This is a genomic window from Ruegeria sp. HKCCD7303, assembly GCF_013111185.1.
Taxonomy (GTDB): domain Bacteria; phylum Pseudomonadota; class Alphaproteobacteria; order Rhodobacterales; family Rhodobacteraceae; genus Ruegeria.
Window position 1 is genome coordinate 953,314 of record NZ_WVRE01000001.1, and the last position, 14,628, is coordinate 967,941.

20 protein-coding genes are annotated in these 14,628 nt (G+C 56.2%); 10 read left to right on the top strand and 10 right to left on the bottom strand.

Going from position 1 to position 14,628, the window contains the following annotated elements:
* The first annotated feature begins 215 nt into the window (after positions 1 to 215).
* From GS630_RS04270 to dnaQ, 4 genes are read left to right on the top strand one after another with little or no spacing between them, the layout of a single operon-like run.
* Complete coding sequence (locus GS630_RS04270; RefSeq protein WP_171237890.1) at positions 216 to 815, top strand: nucleoside triphosphate pyrophosphatase; 600 nt, start codon at positions 216 to 218, stop codon at positions 813 to 815.
* Positions 812 to 1,645 (top strand): shikimate dehydrogenase, encoded by an 834-nt coding sequence (locus GS630_RS04275; protein ID WP_171620439.1) that lies wholly within the window; start codon positions 812 to 814, stop codon positions 1,643 to 1,645. Before GS630_RS04270 ends, GS630_RS04275 begins: the two co-directional genes overlap by 4 nt.
* Entirely contained in the window at positions 1,642 to 2,235 is a 594-nt protein-coding gene (gene coaE / locus GS630_RS04280) for a dephospho-CoA kinase (protein WP_171178700.1), read from the top strand. The genes GS630_RS04275 and coaE overlap by 4 nt, the downstream gene beginning before the upstream one ends.
* Positions 2,228 to 2,950: a DNA polymerase III subunit epsilon gene (gene dnaQ / locus GS630_RS04285; RefSeq protein WP_171620441.1), complete on the top strand. Its 723-nt coding sequence runs from the start codon at positions 2,228 to 2,230 to the stop codon at positions 2,948 to 2,950. The genes coaE and dnaQ overlap by 8 nt, the downstream gene beginning before the upstream one ends.
* Before the next feature lie 24 nt (positions 2,951 to 2,974).
* On the opposite strand, the gene secB is transcribed toward dnaQ, so the two are convergent.
* Together secB and GS630_RS04295 are read right to left on the bottom strand one after the other, a co-directional pair.
* A complete protein-coding gene (secB, locus tag GS630_RS04290; RefSeq protein ID WP_171092779.1) occupies positions 2,975 to 3,475 on the bottom strand; it encodes a protein-export chaperone SecB in 501 nt (166 codons plus the stop codon).
* Between the two features lie 54 nt (positions 3,476 to 3,529).
* Positions 3,530 to 4,030, bottom strand: a complete 501-nt coding sequence (locus tag GS630_RS04295; RefSeq protein ID WP_171620443.1) for an FxsA family protein — start codon at positions 4,028 to 4,030, stop codon at positions 3,530 to 3,532.
* A 108-nt stretch (positions 4,031 to 4,138) separates the two neighbouring features.
* Between GS630_RS04295 and GS630_RS04300 the strand changes: the two genes are divergently transcribed.
* The 3 genes from GS630_RS04300 to GS630_RS04310 are packed head-to-tail and all read left to right on the top strand — an operon-like array spanning position 4,139 to position 6,419.
* Complete coding sequence (locus tag GS630_RS04300) at positions 4,139 to 4,798, top strand: Tim44/TimA family putative adaptor protein (RefSeq protein ID WP_171178706.1); 660 nt, start codon at positions 4,139 to 4,141, stop codon at positions 4,796 to 4,798.
* Positions 4,795 to 5,832 (top strand): murein transglycosylase A, encoded by a 1,038-nt coding sequence (locus GS630_RS04305; protein ID WP_171178708.1) that lies wholly within the window; start codon positions 4,795 to 4,797, stop codon positions 5,830 to 5,832. Before GS630_RS04300 ends, GS630_RS04305 begins: the two co-directional genes overlap by 4 nt.
* Positions 5,832 to 6,419 carry a Smr/MutS family protein gene (locus GS630_RS04310; RefSeq protein ID WP_171237887.1) on the top strand — a complete coding sequence of 196 codons (588 nt, stop codon included), beginning with the start codon at positions 5,832 to 5,834 and terminating at the stop codon, positions 6,417 to 6,419. The genes GS630_RS04305 and GS630_RS04310 overlap by 1 nt, the downstream gene beginning before the upstream one ends.
* Here the strand turns inward: GS630_RS04310 and GS630_RS04315 are convergent.
* From GS630_RS04315 to hslU, 3 genes are all read right to left on the bottom strand, one after another.
* Positions 6,416 to 7,636 (bottom strand): MFS transporter, encoded by a 1,221-nt coding sequence (locus GS630_RS04315; RefSeq protein WP_171178712.1) that lies wholly within the window; start codon positions 7,634 to 7,636, stop codon positions 6,416 to 6,418. The genes GS630_RS04310 and GS630_RS04315 overlap by 4 nt on opposite strands.
* Positions 7,633 to 8,733 carry an alpha/beta fold hydrolase gene (locus tag GS630_RS04320; protein WP_171178714.1) on the bottom strand — a complete coding sequence of 367 codons (1,101 nt, stop codon included), beginning with the start codon at positions 8,731 to 8,733 and terminating at the stop codon, positions 7,633 to 7,635. Before GS630_RS04320 ends, GS630_RS04315 begins: the two co-directional genes overlap by 4 nt.
* A 98-nt stretch (positions 8,734 to 8,831) precedes the next feature.
* The gene (gene hslU / locus GS630_RS04325) at positions 8,832 to 10,139 is read right to left on the bottom strand and encodes an ATP-dependent protease ATPase subunit HslU (protein ID WP_171620445.1); all 1,308 of its coding nucleotides are present in this window, start codon (positions 10,137 to 10,139) and stop codon (positions 8,832 to 8,834) included.
* Positions 10,140 to 10,337: 198 nt separating this feature from the next.
* On the opposite strand from hslU, the gene GS630_RS04330 reads away from it, so the two are divergent.
* Both GS630_RS04330 and GS630_RS04335 read left to right on the top strand, forming a co-directional pair.
* Positions 10,338 to 10,739: a DM13 domain-containing protein gene (locus tag GS630_RS04330; protein ID WP_171178718.1), complete on the top strand. Its 402-nt coding sequence runs from the start codon at positions 10,338 to 10,340 to the stop codon at positions 10,737 to 10,739.
* A 105-nt stretch (positions 10,740 to 10,844) separates the two neighbouring features.
* Entirely contained in the window at positions 10,845 to 12,086 is a 1,242-nt protein-coding gene (locus tag GS630_RS04335) for an MFS transporter (RefSeq protein WP_171620447.1), read from the top strand.
* A gap of 37 nt (positions 12,087 to 12,123) precedes the next feature.
* Here GS630_RS04335 and GS630_RS04340 read toward each other — a convergent pair whose 3' ends face one another.
* Together GS630_RS04340 and hslV are read right to left on the bottom strand one after the other, a co-directional pair.
* Entirely contained in the window at positions 12,124 to 12,477 is a 354-nt protein-coding gene (locus tag GS630_RS04340; RefSeq protein ID WP_171234621.1) for a hypothetical protein, read from the bottom strand.
* Entirely contained in the window at positions 12,474 to 13,031 is a 558-nt protein-coding gene (gene hslV / locus GS630_RS04345) for an ATP-dependent protease subunit HslV (protein WP_171620449.1), read from the bottom strand. Before hslV ends, GS630_RS04340 begins: the two co-directional genes overlap by 4 nt.
* A gap of 197 nt (positions 13,032 to 13,228) precedes the next feature.
* On the opposite strand from hslV, the gene GS630_RS04350 reads away from it, so the two are divergent.
* On the top strand, positions 13,229 to 13,423 hold the full coding sequence (locus GS630_RS04350; protein WP_171178727.1) for a DUF1127 domain-containing protein: 195 nt from the start codon (positions 13,229 to 13,231) through the stop codon (positions 13,421 to 13,423).
* Between the two features lie 61 nt (positions 13,424 to 13,484).
* Here GS630_RS04350 and GS630_RS04355 read toward each other — a convergent pair whose 3' ends face one another.
* The 3 genes from GS630_RS04355 to trxA all read right to left on the bottom strand — a co-directional run bounded on the left by GS630_RS04355 (position 13,485) and on the right by trxA (position 14,589).
* A complete protein-coding gene (locus GS630_RS04355; RefSeq protein WP_171178729.1) occupies positions 13,485 to 13,847 on the bottom strand; it encodes a Lin0512 family protein in 363 nt (120 codons plus the stop codon).
* Positions 13,844 to 14,194: a Lin0512 family protein gene (locus GS630_RS04360; protein WP_171178731.1), complete on the bottom strand. Its 351-nt coding sequence runs from the start codon at positions 14,192 to 14,194 to the stop codon at positions 13,844 to 13,846. Before GS630_RS04360 ends, GS630_RS04355 begins: the two co-directional genes overlap by 4 nt.
* Before the next feature lie 74 nt (positions 14,195 to 14,268).
* On the bottom strand, positions 14,269 to 14,589 hold the full coding sequence (trxA, locus tag GS630_RS04365) for a thioredoxin (RefSeq protein WP_152459632.1): 321 nt from the start codon (positions 14,587 to 14,589) through the stop codon (positions 14,269 to 14,271).
* Between the last annotated feature and the right edge of the window lie 39 nt (positions 14,590 to 14,628).

Consider the following 14,628-nt stretch of genomic DNA (forward strand, 5'->3'; position numbering starts at 1 on the left):
TAAGTCTGTTACACCCAGGTAGCGTTTGGGGATAACTCTTTGGGTATCATGGGACAATCAGATTATCCCGGTATTCCAAGTTATCCTTGTCCTGGCTGGATTGGATTAGAGCGACTCGAGGATCTTTCACGCGAATTTCCTGGGGTTGCGTGTCAACCGTAAAACCATACAAAGCACCCCAGAGCTCTCATCGACTTTCACACGGGGTTTTCCACATGTCTGTCCCCATTCTTCTCGCCTCGGGATCTGCCATACGGGCACACTTGCTTGAGAACGCAGGCGTTCCATTCACGGTTCAAACCGCGCGCGTGGATGAAGAGACCGCCAAGCGCGCCTTGCTGGCTGAAAGCGCATCACCACGAGATATTGCCGACACGCTTGCGGAAATGAAAGCCCGCAAAGTCAGCGACAAGAATCCTGGCGCTATGGTGCTGGGGTGTGATCAGGTTCTGGATTTTGACGGTCAGCTGCTGTCAAAACCTGAAAACCCGGAACAAGCAGTGGCTCAGCTAAAAGCGATGCGCGGCAAACGGCACATGCTTTTGTCAGCGGCCGTGATCTATCAGGACGGTGAGCCGATCTGGCGGCATGTAGGACAGGTACGATTGCGGATGCGGGCCAGCTCTGATGCCTATCTGAAAGACTATGTCTCACGGAACTGGGACAGTATCCGCCATGCCGTCGGAGCATATAAGCTGGAAGAAGAAGGCGTCCGGTTGTTCGCCACCATTGACGGCGACTATTTTAATGTTTTGGGTATGCCATTGTTGGAGCTTCTCAATTTTCTGGCTGTCAAAGGGGTGATCGATCAATGACGGACTACCGGGTTCCTCTGGCCGGGGTGATCGGACATCCCATTGGGCATTCGCGTTCCCCGAAACTGCATGGCCATTGGCTGAAGACGTATGGTCTTGCCGGGCACTACATCCCAATGGATGTTGCCCCAGCCGATCTGGAAACCGTGCTACGTACGCTGCCCAAAGCCGGTTTTGTTGGGGCCAATGTAACTGTTCCCCACAAGGAAGCAGCGTTGAAGATCGCGGATCACGTGTCCGATCGCGCAACGGTGATTGGTGCTGCGAATACACTGGTGTTCCGCGAAGATGGCTCGATCCACGCAGATAACACTGATGGGTACGGGTTCATGGAAAACCTGCGCAGCGGTGCCCCCGACTGGAATGCCAAAGACGGCCCGGCTGTTGTGTTCGGGGCCGGAGGGGCAGCTCGCGCCGTTCTGCAAGCGTTGTCTGATGCAGGTGTGCCGGAAATCCTGTTGACCAATCGGACGCGCGCCCGTGCGGATCATCTGAAAGAGGAATTTGGTCAAGGAATCCGCGTTGTAGATTGGGTTCAGGCCGGAAACGTCATCGAAAACGCGGAACTGGTGGTCAATACGACCTCATTGGGGATGCAGGGCCAGCCGGAATTGCGGGTTCCACTGGATGGGTTGCAGCCCGGTGCCGTGGTCACGGATCTGGTCTATGCTCCGTTGAAAACAAACCTTCTGAAAACTGCGGAAGAGGCAGGATGCACCACAGTCGACGGATTGGGCATGTTGCTGCACCAGGCGGTTCCTGGATTTGAACGGTGGTTCGGTGTGCGCCCTGAGGTGGACGCGGATACGCGCGCGGCTGCTTTGGCATGAGTTTTGCGCTGGGTCTGACTGGTTCCATTGGTATGGGGAAAAGCACCACGGCGCAGATGTTTGTCGAAGAAGGCTGCGCCCTGTGGGATGCGGACGCTGCTGTGCATCGGTTATACGCGCCCGGAGGTGCTGCAATTGAACCGATGCGTGCAGTTTTCCCTGCCGCTATTGTTGACGGAGCTGTAAGCCGGGACGCGTTAAAGCAGATCATTGCGAAGGACTCTGATGCGTTGAAAGCAATCGAAGCGATTGTGCATCCTCTGGTCGCGAAAGATCGCGCTGTATTTCGCGAAAACACAACAAGCGACATTCTGGTGTTCGACATACCCCTTCTTTTCGAAACAGGCGGAGACGCAGCCATGGACGCCGTCGCCTGCGTTTCGATCCCGGCGGATGAACAAAAGCGCCGTGTTATGGAACGGGGAACCATGTCCGAGGCGCAGTTCGAACAGATCCGCGCCAAGCAGATGCCGAATGCAGAGAAATGCGCGCGATCAGACTTCGTGATCGAAACAGACACGCTGGACCATGCCCGTCAGCAAGTGCAGGATGTGGTCAGGCAGATACGGGCGGGGATGAATCATGCGTGAGATCGTACTTGATACCGAAACCACCGGGTTCGATCCCGAAAGCGGCGACCGGATTGTTGAGATTGGTGCCGTAGAGCTGTGGAACCACGTCGCGACGGGTGAAACGTATCACGTCTATATCAACCCGGAACGCGGTATGCCGGATGAGGCGTTTGGCGTGCATGGCATCGGCCCGGATCTGTTGGACAACCCGCGTCCACCGGAAAAGGGTGAGGTGACGCTGAAAGACAAACCGGTGTTTGCCAAGGTGGGTCACGGGTTTCGTGAGTTTGTTGGGGATGCGCGGTTGGTGATCCACAACGCATCGTTCGACATGAAGTTCCTGAACGCTGAACTGAAGTGGATGGGCGCGCCGTTGATCCCGATTGAACAAGCACTGGATACGCTGGCAATCGCCCGCAAACGGTTTCCCGGCTCTCCGGCGTCTTTGGATGCGCTTTGCCGACGTTTCAATATCGACAATTCGAACCGTGTTCTGCATGGCGCTTTGCTCGACTCTGAAATTCTGGCCGAGGTTTATCTTGAGCTGATCGGTGGGCGACAGCCTGATTTTGGCCTGTCCACGTCCGCATCCTCCGCATCCGGCGGCGGCGAAGACTGGCGGCCAATGCCGCGCGGCACACCGTTGCCTTCCCGGATCACCGAGGATGAGCGCGCAGCGCATGAGGCATTTGTAGAAAAGCTGGGCGAAAGCGCCCTGTGGACCCGCGCCTGATCCGGTCAGGCACGGGTCAAAGCCTTAGGCGTCGGTCTTTTCGGCCTGAGCGGCCTGACGACGCATCAATTCGTTGCGATACAGCGCGACGAAATCGATATTATCCAGGTTCACCGGCGGGAAGCCGCCATCACGGGTGATGTCGCTGACAATGCGGCGCAGGAACGGGAACAGCATCCGGGGGCATTCGATCATCAGGAACGGGTGCATTTGATCTTCTGGCACACCTTCCACGTGGAACAGACCGCAATAGTCCAACTCACACAGGAACAGCACATCATCCATGCCTTTGGCTTTGGATGTCAGGTTCAGCTTGATGGACACTTCGAACTGATGTTCAGCGCTGCGCTTTTTCGCATCCAGGTTCACCTGGACAGCGATTTCCGGCTGCACGTCGCCTGACACACCCTTTTGCGCCATCACGTTTTCAAAAGACATGTCACGGATGAACTGCCCCAGAACCCGCATTTGAACCTGCGGGGCGGCTTGGGCCGCAGTGTTTTCTGCAGCGTTTTCTTCGGCCATGGATCTACTCCAAAATTAAATTTCGCCACTGCTTAGCAAGTTGGGCGCGGCACCTCAATGCTGGTGGGGGCCTTCCACCCATTTCGACGGCTTTGAAGGCTCTTTTTTCGGGCGAACTTCACTGAATTCACCGTCAATGATGTCCCCTTGCTCGAAAGGGTTTTGTCGTGACTGAAATCCAGTGCCCGTTCCCATCTGAAAATGTGCCACGGTGACTTTCGACTTCAGATAGCGGAACACAGCGACACGAACGCCAGGTACCAGCAAGGCAAATCCTATGGCATCGGTGAAAAAACCCGGTGTCAGCAGCAGTGCGCCTGACAAAAGGATCATCGCACCATGGGCCAAAGGCTCGGTCGGGTCATCCAGCTCAGCAAAGGAACGCTGCAGATTTCCCAGTGCCATGCGACCTTGTGTCCGCACCAAAACCGTACCCAAAACCGCGGTCAGCACAACAATGGCAAGGGTTGGCCAAAGGCCGATCAGACCACCAACCTGAATAAACAGCGCAATCTCGATGATGGGCACCAACAAAAATGCCAAGAACAGATACATTTGCGTTATCCTTTCCCTAAGGCCGGGCTGTGGACTTGCCACCCACGCTCACCTACATAGTAGCATGAGGCCGCGTATACAAAGTCGCGGTTCTGAAAAGAGGATGAAATGAACGAACCCATGATCCAGCTACTGGTCCTGGCCGGAATTGCCGTTTTCCTGATCCTGCGCCTTAAAAGCGTGTTGGGTACGCGTGAAGGTTTTGAAAAACCACCTTTGCAGCAACAGCCTGAAGCGCACAAATCGCGTCGCGATTTCGAGGTGATCGAAGGCGGCCCGGATCATGACATCACTGACCATGTCGCTGAAGACAGCGAACAGGCGCAAACCCTGGCCGCCATGAAACGGGTTGAGCCCGGCTTTTCGGTCAGTGAATTTGTTCACGGCGCGCGTGGCGCTTATGAAATGATCGTGATGGGGTTCGAAAAGGGAAACCTAGACGAAATCCAGCCGTTCCTGTCGGAAGAGGTATTTGAGTCTTTCGTTGCGGGTGTTGCTGCACGCGAAGATCAGGGCCTGACCATCGAAGCCGAATTCATCGGCGTCCGAGAGACCGCCCTGTCGGATGTTAAATTCGATAAGGATACCAATGAAGCCGAGATCACCATGAAATTTGTAGGTGAACTGACTTCGGTTGTGCGGGATCGCGGCGGTGATATTGTCGAAGGCAACCCCAACACCGTGAAACGCCAAAAGGACAGCTGGACCTTTGCTCGTGTGATGGGCAAGGACGATCCGAACTGGCTGCTTGTTGCCACGGACGCATGATTGCAACGCTCCGGTCGCTTTTTCTGGTGGGTGTAATGACCGCTGCCAGCGCTGCCGGAGCCGAGGCAACGCGATCCATTCTGTCGTTTGACGATCTGCAGGGCTGGGCCGATGATGACCACGGCGCAGCCCTTTCCGTTTTTCTGAACACCTGCGGCGATCTGAAGGACCCGGACTGGCGCGCGTTATGCGCTGTAGCAGAGACGTATGACACGGATGCAGCAAAGGCATTTTTTGAGCTCTTCTTCCGCCCAGTTCTGGTCGAGGATGGCGAAGAAGCCCTGTTCACGGGGTATTTTGAACCCGAACTCGATGGTGCGCGCCGCCGAACTGATCGCTTCAAATATCCTATTTACAAGATGCCGCCCGAAGCGCGAGATGGGCCATGGCTCAGCCGTCGGGAAATCCTGACTGGTGATGTGATGCAAGGGCGCGGTCTTGAGATTGCCTGGGTGGACGATCCAGTTGAGTTGTTTTTCTTGCAGATTCAGGGGTCTGGACGTGTCCGGCTGCCCGATGGCGGTGCTTTGCGCGTTGGCTATGGCGGTGCGAATGGTCATCCCTACAGATCTATAGGAGTTGAGTTGGTGCGGCGCGGGGTCTTGGGCGCGCATGAAGTTAGCGCCCAGATGATCCGAGCATGGGTGCGCAAGAACCCAGAATCTGGTGCCGAGCTGCTGTTCCACAACCCATCCTATGTGTTCTTCCGCGAAGTTTCGCGCGTTGCGCCCGAACTTGGGCCGCTGGGCGCGATGAACCGGTCAATTACCACGATGCGCAGCATAGCTGCAGATCCGACCTATACCCCGTTGGGGGCTCCGGTCTGGGTTGAGAAAGACGGCAAAAACCCAATGCGTCGCCTGATGATCGCGCAGGATACAGGTGCCGCGATCAAGGGCGCCCAGCGGGCAGATATCTTTTTCGGAACGGGTGACGAGGCCGGGCAAGCCGCCGGCAGGTTAAAAGATCCGGGTCGGATGGTCGTACTGTTACCAATACAGCGGGCCTATGCTCTATTGCCGGATGAGTTCTGATGACCCGGCGCAAACTGACGACAGAAGAGATCGAGCTGTGGCGCAAGGTCGCCAAACAGGCCGAGCGGATGCATCCGGAAATACCGCAGACGGTTCATCCGACCTCTTTGCCGAAACCCAAGCCCAAGAAAACGCCGAAACCCCGGTTTGAAGCGTTTGAACTTGGTCAGGCCCACCAGGCAAAGCCTAAGCCGAACGATTTGAAGCCGTCGGTCACAGATGCGCTGCGCAAAGTGCCGGTTCAGATGGACAACAAGGCTTTCGGTCGGATGAAACGAGGTAAACTGAAACCCGAAGGCAAGCTTGATTTGCACGGTATGCGGGTCGACACCGCGCATCCCGCTCTGATCCGTTTTGTCTTGACCGCGCAGGCACAGGGAAAGCGGCTTGTTCTGGTCGTGACCGGGAAAGGCAAAGACCGGGACGAACCTGGCCCGATCCCAACACCGCGCGGCGTTCTGCGGAACCAGGTACCCCATTGGCTGTCCATCCCGCCATTGGCGCAAGCGGTGATGCAGGTCACGCCTGCTCATATCAGCCACGGCGGAGATGGGGCGTATTACGTTTACTTGCGGCGTATTCGCTAAAGGGTACGTACCGCGCTGGTGACACCTATGTGGACCAGTGCGCAGACCAAAAGGAAAAAGATGCCAATCCAAAGGAATTGAGTGTCCAGCGAAACGCCCCAATCGATCAGCACTCCGGTCCAGCCCGGTCCGATGGCTGATCCAAGGACCATAACGGCCGTTGCCATCGCCTTGATCGCGCCGATGTGTCGGGTGCCATAGAACTCGGCCCAGAAGGCGCTGGGCAAGGTGCTGTTGGCCCCGACGGTCAGGGCCAACAGGATCAGCCCGATCGTAGCACCCATGACCGAGGTCGACAGGCCCAGAACGACAAAACCAAGAGCTAGAGGCAGCTGGTAGTAGGGCATCATCCGCGCCGTGCCCCATTTATCCAAGGCCCATCCGGCGGAAAACATCGAAAGCAGCGACACCCCGGTATAGACCGGGAACAGGGCGACCAGTTGGATATGGGCCCATCCTTTCACCTCGGCCAAATGCACTTGGTGAAAGAAGAATGCCGTAATAAAAGCCGATGGACCCAGAACAGCTGGCGTCATGAACCAGAACAATGGGTGGCTTAGCGCATCGCGCCGTGTCCAGTGACGGCCGTGCATCCCGGTGGCTGAGTACGCACTGGCCAGGCTCTGCGGTGTGCGTTCTTCCCGAAGCAGGCGCGTCAAAACAGGGATGCCCAGCAGAGTGATGACGGCAGCGACCCCCCACAGCAATCGCCAGTCCAGAAATACCATGGCGGTGACAAAGATCAGTGGCAGTAAGGCTTCGCCGAGTGCATAGCCGATGGACGCAATAGAAAGCGCTTTGCCTCGTGTCGCGATAAACCATCGCGCCATCGCGACCATCGCGAGATGGGTGCTCATACCTTGTCCAAACAGGCGCAGAAGGAAGATTGCCGCCGGCAACAACACAACCCAGCTGTTCATTGCCATGGCCAACGCTGCCAATGCCAACCCAAGCAGCACAACAGGCCCCAACACGCGGACACGAAAAACATCTGTCAGGCCGCCTGCCCATATCATTACTACCGCTGACACGAGCGTACCCAAAGAATACAACCCACCCCACGCGCCGTGGCTAAGCCCGAAAGCGGCGCGGATTTCGCCTGCAAAAACCGAGATAAAGAAGGTCTGACCAAAGCTGGACAGGAAGGTCAGCAATACACCCGCGCCCAGCCACGCCGCGTTGTCGATGAGAAAGCGGCGCAGGCTAAACTGCGTCACGGAGTATTCACCTGTGCCTGTCCTGTTTCAGTTAGCACAATTTCCGTTGCGCCATCAGGGTTACGCTCGCTGGGCGGCACCAGAATATCGATTGCTGGGCGGTCCTCGCGTCCAAAGGTATTGTTGACGCGCCTCAATGAGTTGAGGATCGACAGCAATGCCGGAGACGTCGCCGCAACGAAGTGTGATGATGTCGCATCGCTGTTAAACGCTGTTGTATCAATCACGCTGATCGGGAATTCCTCGAGCGTCTCAACCGAGCTGATGTTTCCAAGCCTTTCACCCTCATCCGTGCCGCGCAGTCGGGCCGAGATGTTCAGGATTTTGTCTTTCTGGGAAACCATCACAAGGAATGGATCGGGTGGATTGTCGATCCGTTTCATTTGCGAACGGAACAGATCAAGATCCAGATCGGGTGAGATCAGCACGACGCCCTCGATGTTTCGATTGGCCCATCCGGGTTCCTGCAGTTCAGCTTGCCGCATCATTTCCATCGACAAGGCCCCACCCATGGAATGCGCAACCAGAATAACGCGCTTCACACCCATGGATTTCAACTCGCGGATGGTCTGTTCCAAACCGTCGCGCGCAAACAACATGCTGTCCAGGTCATAGGCGTACCCATAGCCGGTGGCGCGGCTAGGCCACGAATAAACCAGCGTCGATCCCGGTAGACCAATGTCATGCGTCAGCTGGGCGGCACGAAAGATCGTTTCAGTCTGGGTCGAGTTGTAGCCGTGCACAAAAATCGTGACGTCGTCCTGCCCACGCAGGTGTTTGCGCAGCCCCTTTGGCCCGTCCAACTCTGTCACATCCGCCAAAACAAATTCCTTCTGCGGATTGGGGTTTGCATATGAGAATTTGAGCGTGCCCGGGGTATGCGTTGGCGGAATCGAAACCGTGGTTTCCAGAAACTTGAGCGCCTCGCCACGACGAAACCCATAAGAGCCGTCGGCTTCACGTGCACGGGTCGTGCTGGCGAAGATGGTTTCAGGTGTGCCGATATTCACCGCATTAGGCACAATCTCGGACACCGTCCGGTCAACGCAGGCGCTGAGTGAAAGGGATACGAGTAAAATGATGAAATAGCGCAGCACGGGCCAGCCCTCGGGGTGAATCGAGCATACGCTAGCGGATTCTCGACCAACGTCCAGCGGGGCCGACCGAAAACAGCGGCAAAAACCGGCCTGTACCGTTACAAAACGTAACGGCTGAGGTCGGTTGATTTGGTCAATTCACCTAGATTGTCGCTGACAAACTGGTTATCCACAGTAATTTCTGTGCCAGCCTTGTCCGGTGCTGCGAAAGACAGGTCCTCAAAAACCCGCTCCATCACCGTATAAAGCCGCCGTGCGCCAATGTTTTCAACGCTTTGGTTTACATCCGCAGCAATCTTCGCCAGCGCCGCAATCCCGTCATCGGTAAAGCTGACCGTGACTTCTTCGGTCCCCATCAGGGCGGTGTATTGCCGGGTCAGCGCGTTGTCGGTTTCGGTCAGAATGCGCACAAAGTCTTCTTCTGTCAGGGCGCGCAGTTCCACACGGATCGGCAGACGTCCTTGCAATTCCGGCAGCAGATCCGAAGGTTTGGCGATGTGGAATGCACCAGACGCAATGAACAGGATATGGTCGGTTTTCACCGGACCGTGCTTGGTGCTGACGGTGGTACCTTCGATCAGAGGCAGCAGGTCACGTTGTACGCCCTCGCGGCTGACATCGCCGCCGCGTGCGTCCGAGCGGGCGCAGACCTTGTCGATTTCATCCAGAAACACGATGCCATTCTGTTCGACCGATTCCAGAGCGATCCGATTGACGGTTTCGTCATCCAGTAGCTTGTCGGCCTCTTCCCCGATCAAAGCATCATAGCTTTCGGCGACGGTCATGCGTTTTTTGACAGTGCGCCCGCCAAACGCCTTGCCGAAAATGTCACCCAGATTCATCATGCCCATCTGACCGCCCGGCTGCCCTGGAATGTCAAACATAGGCATCGGGTTCGAGGTATCTGATAATTCCAGCTCGATCACTGTGTCGTCCAGCTCCCCGGCTTTCAGTTTCTTGCGGAACATCTCGCGCGTGCCTTCGCGAGCGTCTTCGCCCGCAATCGCGGCAATCACGCGATCTTCGGCGGCCTGATGCGCGCGCGCTTTGACGTCTTCACGCATGTATTCGCGGGTTTGGACAATGGCTGCATCTGCCAGATCGCGTACGATCTGTTCTACGTCGCGACCAACGTATCCTACCTCGGTGAACTTTGTGGCCTCGACCTTGATAAAGGGCGCACGGGCCAGTTTGGCCAGACGACGGCTGATCTCGGTCTTGCCAACGCCGGTGGGGCCAATCATCAGGATATTCTTGGGATAGACCTCGTCCCGGATATCATCAGCCAGCTGCTTACGCCGCCACCGGTTGCGCAGGGCAACGGCCACCGCTCGTTTGGCATCCTTCTGGCCGATAATGAAGCGGTCCAGTTCCGAGACGATCTCGCGCGGGGTCAGGTCGGTCATGTGTATTCAATCCGGTTGTTTCGAGACGGAACCTAATCATAAGACACGAAAACACAAGCTGATCACGGAAAACTCACGCCAACTCACAGGTGCCACACGGAAATTCGTGACGATGTGAATCGCCAGAGGCGTTTCGCGTGCTGCATAGTTATTGCGACGGGCAATTCAGCCTGGATACATCAGTGGAGATACCAAATCATGATGACTCGTCGTTCGCTTTTTGTGAAAGCTGCTGCCACGGGCGCGGCCCTGACACTGGCCGGCACCACCGCTGCTGTGGCTGGCGGTGCCAAAAAGAAAGGCTCGTTCGAAGGCCGATCGAACCACATCACAACCGGTTCCGTGAAGCTGGTCAAAGACGGTGATCGGTACATCGTCGAACTGGGTGACGACTTCTCGCTGGACAACGGCCCTGATCCTCGCGTCGCTTTTGGTAAAGACGGAACTTATGCCCCGGACAGCAAACTGGGTGCGCTACTGCACCTGACCGGCAAGCAATCCTATGCCGTGCCGCCCACAATGGATGTGTCTGGCTACAACGAAGTGTACATCTGGTGCGAGGTCGCTGGTGTGCCGCTGGGCGTCGCGTCACTGAAGTAGCTACATCGCTCAGAGGCCGACCCATCCGGCCTCTGACACATCGTTAGGTAACAGAGCAACTGTCTGTTACAATCGCCCCAAGCCATTGGAACCGGGGGCGTTTTCATGACCAAGATTGCCAAGATCACCTTGTTGTTCGTGGTTTTTGTCGACCTGATCGGTCAAGGCTTGGTTTTTCCTATCATCAACTCGCTCATCATGGAGACGAAATCAGGCTTCCTGCCGGATGACACGCCCGTGGGGCGGCGCCATTTCTACTATGGTCTGGTGATCGGGTGCTTCTTTCTGTCCTGGTTTCTGGGGGTCGTTTATGTTTCGAAGGTCTCGGACTCCATTGGGCGCAAGAATGCACTTCTTGTTTGTCTGGGCGGAGCGTTGGTCGGTTACGCCCTAACCATCGCGGCGCTGTACATGAACAGCCTGCTGCTGCTGATCGTCGGGCGGTCGGTCACCGGCTTCACTGCCGGGAACCAGCCCATCGCTCAGGCAGCTATGATTGACGGCAGCACCGATACGGCCGACCGCGACCGCAACATGGGTTATATTGTGACTGGCGTCAGCTTTGGCCTTGTGGGCGGCCCGATCATCGGGGCGGTTCTGTCCGACGCCGCTCTGCTGGGCAGCTACGCGACACTTAAGACCCCGTTCTATGGCGCATTTGTTCTGGTGCTGATTGCGATATTTCTTGTGATGACCTTTTTCAAAGACACCCGGACAGAGCGTGAGCCCTTTGTTTTTCGCCCACGTGACATCACCGACAGCCTAATTGCCGTGCGTGGCCATCCGATGGTTCTCAAAATCCTGCCGGTATACGCATTCTTCATGATCGCCAACGTGACGTTCTATGTCTTTGTCGACAACTTCCTGACCAGTGCTTTCGGTTACGGTGTGATTGGCGGCAGTATGGCGATGGTGGTGATTGGCTTTGCGCTGGCGTTCTCAAGCACCTTCCTCGTCAAACCCGCGCAAGAGCGATTCAGCAAACACCAGATCATCTACACGTCTCTCATAGTAATGGTGATCTGTGGACTGGCCTTTGCATTCAGTCCCAATGGTGTGCTCAGTTATGTGCCGGTCTTCTTCTTCTACTTCCTGTTCGGCGTTGCCTACCCGACCATGCTGGGTCTGTTTTCCTCCAGCGTTAGTGAGACGGACCAAGGCTGGGTCATGGGCGTGACCACCGCCGTCTTCTGTCTGGCCGGAGGCATCATGTCCCTGATCGGCGGCGGGTTGATGAGCATCGACATCCGTGTGCCTTACTACATCGTTGTCATTGCCGCGATTTTCGGGCTGATCGGAATGCACCGTCGCTGGAAAGGGAAAGAGATCAAGGCGCTGTTAACCTGACAGGCGACCCGCGGCTGAGTTAAAGCGAAGAAAGCTATTACTCTTGATCTTCCTCGATCTCTTCTTCGTCCAGTTTGCGTTGGCTCTCTGGTAACGGCGCTCTTTCGATCAGCGCCCAACCTTCTTTCTTTGATTTCCTCAAAACGGTGCCCCGAGCACCCAACTCAATCAACAACGAGCGTGTTTCATCCTCGGTGCAGCCAATCGTCCTGCTGAGCCTTTCCAAAGATTTGAACTTGTACTTCGAGTCCTTCAACATGGATTTCAGGAGCTCTTTGCGAGGCTCTTTCCATTCCTTGTTGTGCTTCCTGCTCCGATATTCCTCTAGGACAATTGGCCCGATAATACCTCCGATTAGGCCGCCGAATATGGCTGCGAGAACCGCACTCATGAAGCTATCGTCTCGACCGTCAGGTTACCATTTGTATAGACGCAGATATCGGCGGCAATCGCCATCGCTTCACGCGCCACTTGCTCGGCGTCTTTGTCGCCGTCCATCATTGCGCGGGCCGCGGCGAGTGCAAAGTTCCCGCCCGATCCGATGGCGGCCACGTTGTGCTCAGGCTCCAGCACGTCCCCTGCCCCGGTGATGACCAGCAGATCCTTGCCATCAGTGACAATCAGCATCGCCTCAAGCTTTTGCAGGTATTTGTCAGTGCGCCAGTCCTTGGCCAGTTCGACCGAGGCGCGCGCCAATTGGCCGGGTGTGGCCTCAAGCTTGGCTTCCAAACGTTCCAGCAGTGTGAAAGCATCTGCGGTCGATCCGGCAAAACCCGCCACAACCTCGAATCCGCCGGGCGACAAACGGCGCACTTTGCGGGCCGTTCCCTTGATCACGGTCTGACCAAGGCTGACCTGACCATCACCGGCTATGACAACCTGACCGTTCTTTTTGACGCCAATGATCGTCGTGCCGTGCCAACCGGGAAAGTCGTTATCTGCCATGATCGTCTCCGTTTTCGCTGGCGGTATATATGGGCCGGGTAAGGTGTTGGCGCAACCCGTTCTTAAAGTGCCCAAAAGATATGCAGAAAATGCAATCCGGGGTTACCAGACCAGCAATTGTGAGTCCAAGCGCGCGGGACTACATGAGGCTTACAACCGACAACGGGTCGGCTGTTTCACATCTAAGGACTGCGCACATGGCAACCACAGCTAACATTCATGCGCCGCTCGGAGCAGCTACCATCCTGCACGTGGCGGACGCGTTCTCAAACGTCGTCAAATCTGTTGCGAAATGGAACGACGCACGCAAAACACGGAACCTTCTGTCGGAGCTCAGCGACGCACAGCTGGAAGACATCGGTCTGACCCGCGAAAGCATCGCAAATCTCTGATCCTTCGTCTGGATTACCGAATTGGAACAGCCGCCCGGAACCCCGAGCGGCTTTTTCTTTGTCAGCTTTGCACGAATTTCCCTGACAAGTCGGGCAGGAATGCTTCGACCGCTGCGGTCGCAATCACGTGGTGTGTTCCAGCGTCGCTGTCTGCTACGTCCAGACCGCCCTTGACCGCGCGCACTTCGGCGCGGCCCCGCGGCAGATCGGCAGCAACCAGATCACAATCCACCTGATCGGGCTCTTGGACGCCGATGGTCACGCCGACCCGCATCTGAGAATGATCAATGCCCAGCTTGGAAAACAATGTGATTGATGAATGATGCAACGCATCCTGCACCGCGCGACGGGCCGCTTTGGTATAGTCCTGACCGTATAGGTCGTTGCCTGTTCCCATTTCCAGAATAATGCGTTTTTCGGTCATTGTGCGGGCTCCATATCAAAAGAAACAATCAGTGCGGCATTTGCGATGACCGTATGTCCGTCGCTATGGGGTTTCTCTATATCCAGCCCGCCTTTTGTGACGGTGATGTTCGGCTGGCCATATGGAAAGACCGCCTTTAGCGCATCAGTGTCCACCTGATCCGGTTGCTGCACCCCGATTTCGGCATCGATGATCATTGCCTCTTTTGGAAACCCGAACAGTTCGGCCATGTTGACCGAGTTGTGCCACAGCGCATCCTTGATCGCCCGCAACGACGCCTCTGTATAGTCCATTCGGCGCAGGGATGTACCCATGCCGAATTCTACAAGCACCCGCGTTTTTGCCATTGGTTTCTCCGATGTTTGCAACAAAAAAGGCGCCCCGATCTGAGGCGCCTTTGGAACGTTCTGCTAGAACCAGATCAGATGGATTCGTCGATCCAGCTTTGCAGTGCAGCCTTAGGGGCCGCACCTGCGCGGTTTGAAACAACCTGGCCATCCTTAAAGATGAACAGCGCCGGAATACCGCGCACGCCCATTGCGGCGGCAGAGTTCGGGTTGCTGTCCACATCGACCTTGGCGATTTTCACCTTGTCACCATACTCGGCGGCCAGTTCTTCCAGCGCCGGGCCAATTTGCTTACAGGGACCGCACCATTCTGCCCAGAAGTCCACGACCACGGGAACGGTCGAGTTTTTGACTTCGGCGTCAAAGGTGTCGTCAGTAACGGCTACGGTCGACATATTCTGTCTCCTGAATGGGGTAAACTCGGAAACAGAACG

What these genes read in the sequence shown, in the direction of transcription:
- GS630_RS04270 (WP_171237890.1), top strand. Translation starts at nt 216, where the DNA reads ATGTCTGTCCCCATTCTTCTCGCCTCGGGATCTGCCATACGGGCACAC.
- coaE (WP_171178700.1), top strand. Translation starts at nt 1,642, where the DNA reads ATGAGTTTTGCGCTGGGTCTGACTGGTTCCATTGGTATGGGGAAAAGC.
- GS630_RS04295 (WP_171620443.1), bottom strand. Translation starts at nt 4,030, where the DNA reads ATGTATCTGTTCTTGGCATTTTTGTTGGTGCCCATCATCGAGATTGCG.
- dnaQ (WP_171620441.1), top strand. Translation starts at nt 2,228, where the DNA reads ATGCGTGAGATCGTACTTGATACCGAAACCACCGGGTTCGATCCCGAA.
- GS630_RS04335 (WP_171620447.1), top strand. Translation starts at nt 10,845, where the DNA reads ATGACCAAGATTGCCAAGATCACCTTGTTGTTCGTGGTTTTTGTCGAC.
- GS630_RS04355 (WP_171178729.1), bottom strand. Translation starts at nt 13,847, where the DNA reads ATGACCGAAAAACGCATTATTCTGGAAATGGGAACAGGCAACGACCTA.
- GS630_RS04330 (WP_171178718.1), top strand. Translation starts at nt 10,338, where the DNA reads ATGATGACTCGTCGTTCGCTTTTTGTGAAAGCTGCTGCCACGGGCGCG.
- GS630_RS04340 (WP_171234621.1), bottom strand. Translation starts at nt 12,477, where the DNA reads ATGAGTGCGGTTCTCGCAGCCATATTCGGCGGCCTAATCGGAGGTATT.
- secB (WP_171092779.1), bottom strand. Translation starts at nt 3,475, where the DNA reads ATGGCCGAAGAAAACGCTGCAGAAAACACTGCGGCCCAAGCCGCCCCG.
- GS630_RS04275 (WP_171620439.1), top strand. Translation starts at nt 812, where the DNA reads ATGACGGACTACCGGGTTCCTCTGGCCGGGGTGATCGGACATCCCATT.
- hslV (WP_171620449.1), bottom strand. Translation starts at nt 13,031, where the DNA reads ATGGCAGATAACGACTTTCCCGGTTGGCACGGCACGACGATCATTGGC.
- GS630_RS04350 (WP_171178727.1), top strand. Translation starts at nt 13,229, where the DNA reads ATGGCAACCACAGCTAACATTCATGCGCCGCTCGGAGCAGCTACCATC.
- hslU (WP_171620445.1), bottom strand. Translation starts at nt 10,139, where the DNA reads ATGACCGACCTGACCCCGCGCGAGATCGTCTCGGAACTGGACCGCTTC.
- trxA (WP_152459632.1), bottom strand. Translation starts at nt 14,589, where the DNA reads ATGTCGACCGTAGCCGTTACTGACGACACCTTTGACGCCGAAGTCAAA.
- GS630_RS04300 (WP_171178706.1), top strand. Translation starts at nt 4,139, where the DNA reads ATGAACGAACCCATGATCCAGCTACTGGTCCTGGCCGGAATTGCCGTT.
- GS630_RS04360 (WP_171178731.1), bottom strand. Translation starts at nt 14,194, where the DNA reads ATGGCAAAAACGCGGGTGCTTGTAGAATTCGGCATGGGTACATCCCTG.
- GS630_RS04305 (WP_171178708.1), top strand. Translation starts at nt 4,795, where the DNA reads ATGATTGCAACGCTCCGGTCGCTTTTTCTGGTGGGTGTAATGACCGCT.
- GS630_RS04310 (WP_171237887.1), top strand. Translation starts at nt 5,832, where the DNA reads ATGACCCGGCGCAAACTGACGACAGAAGAGATCGAGCTGTGGCGCAAG.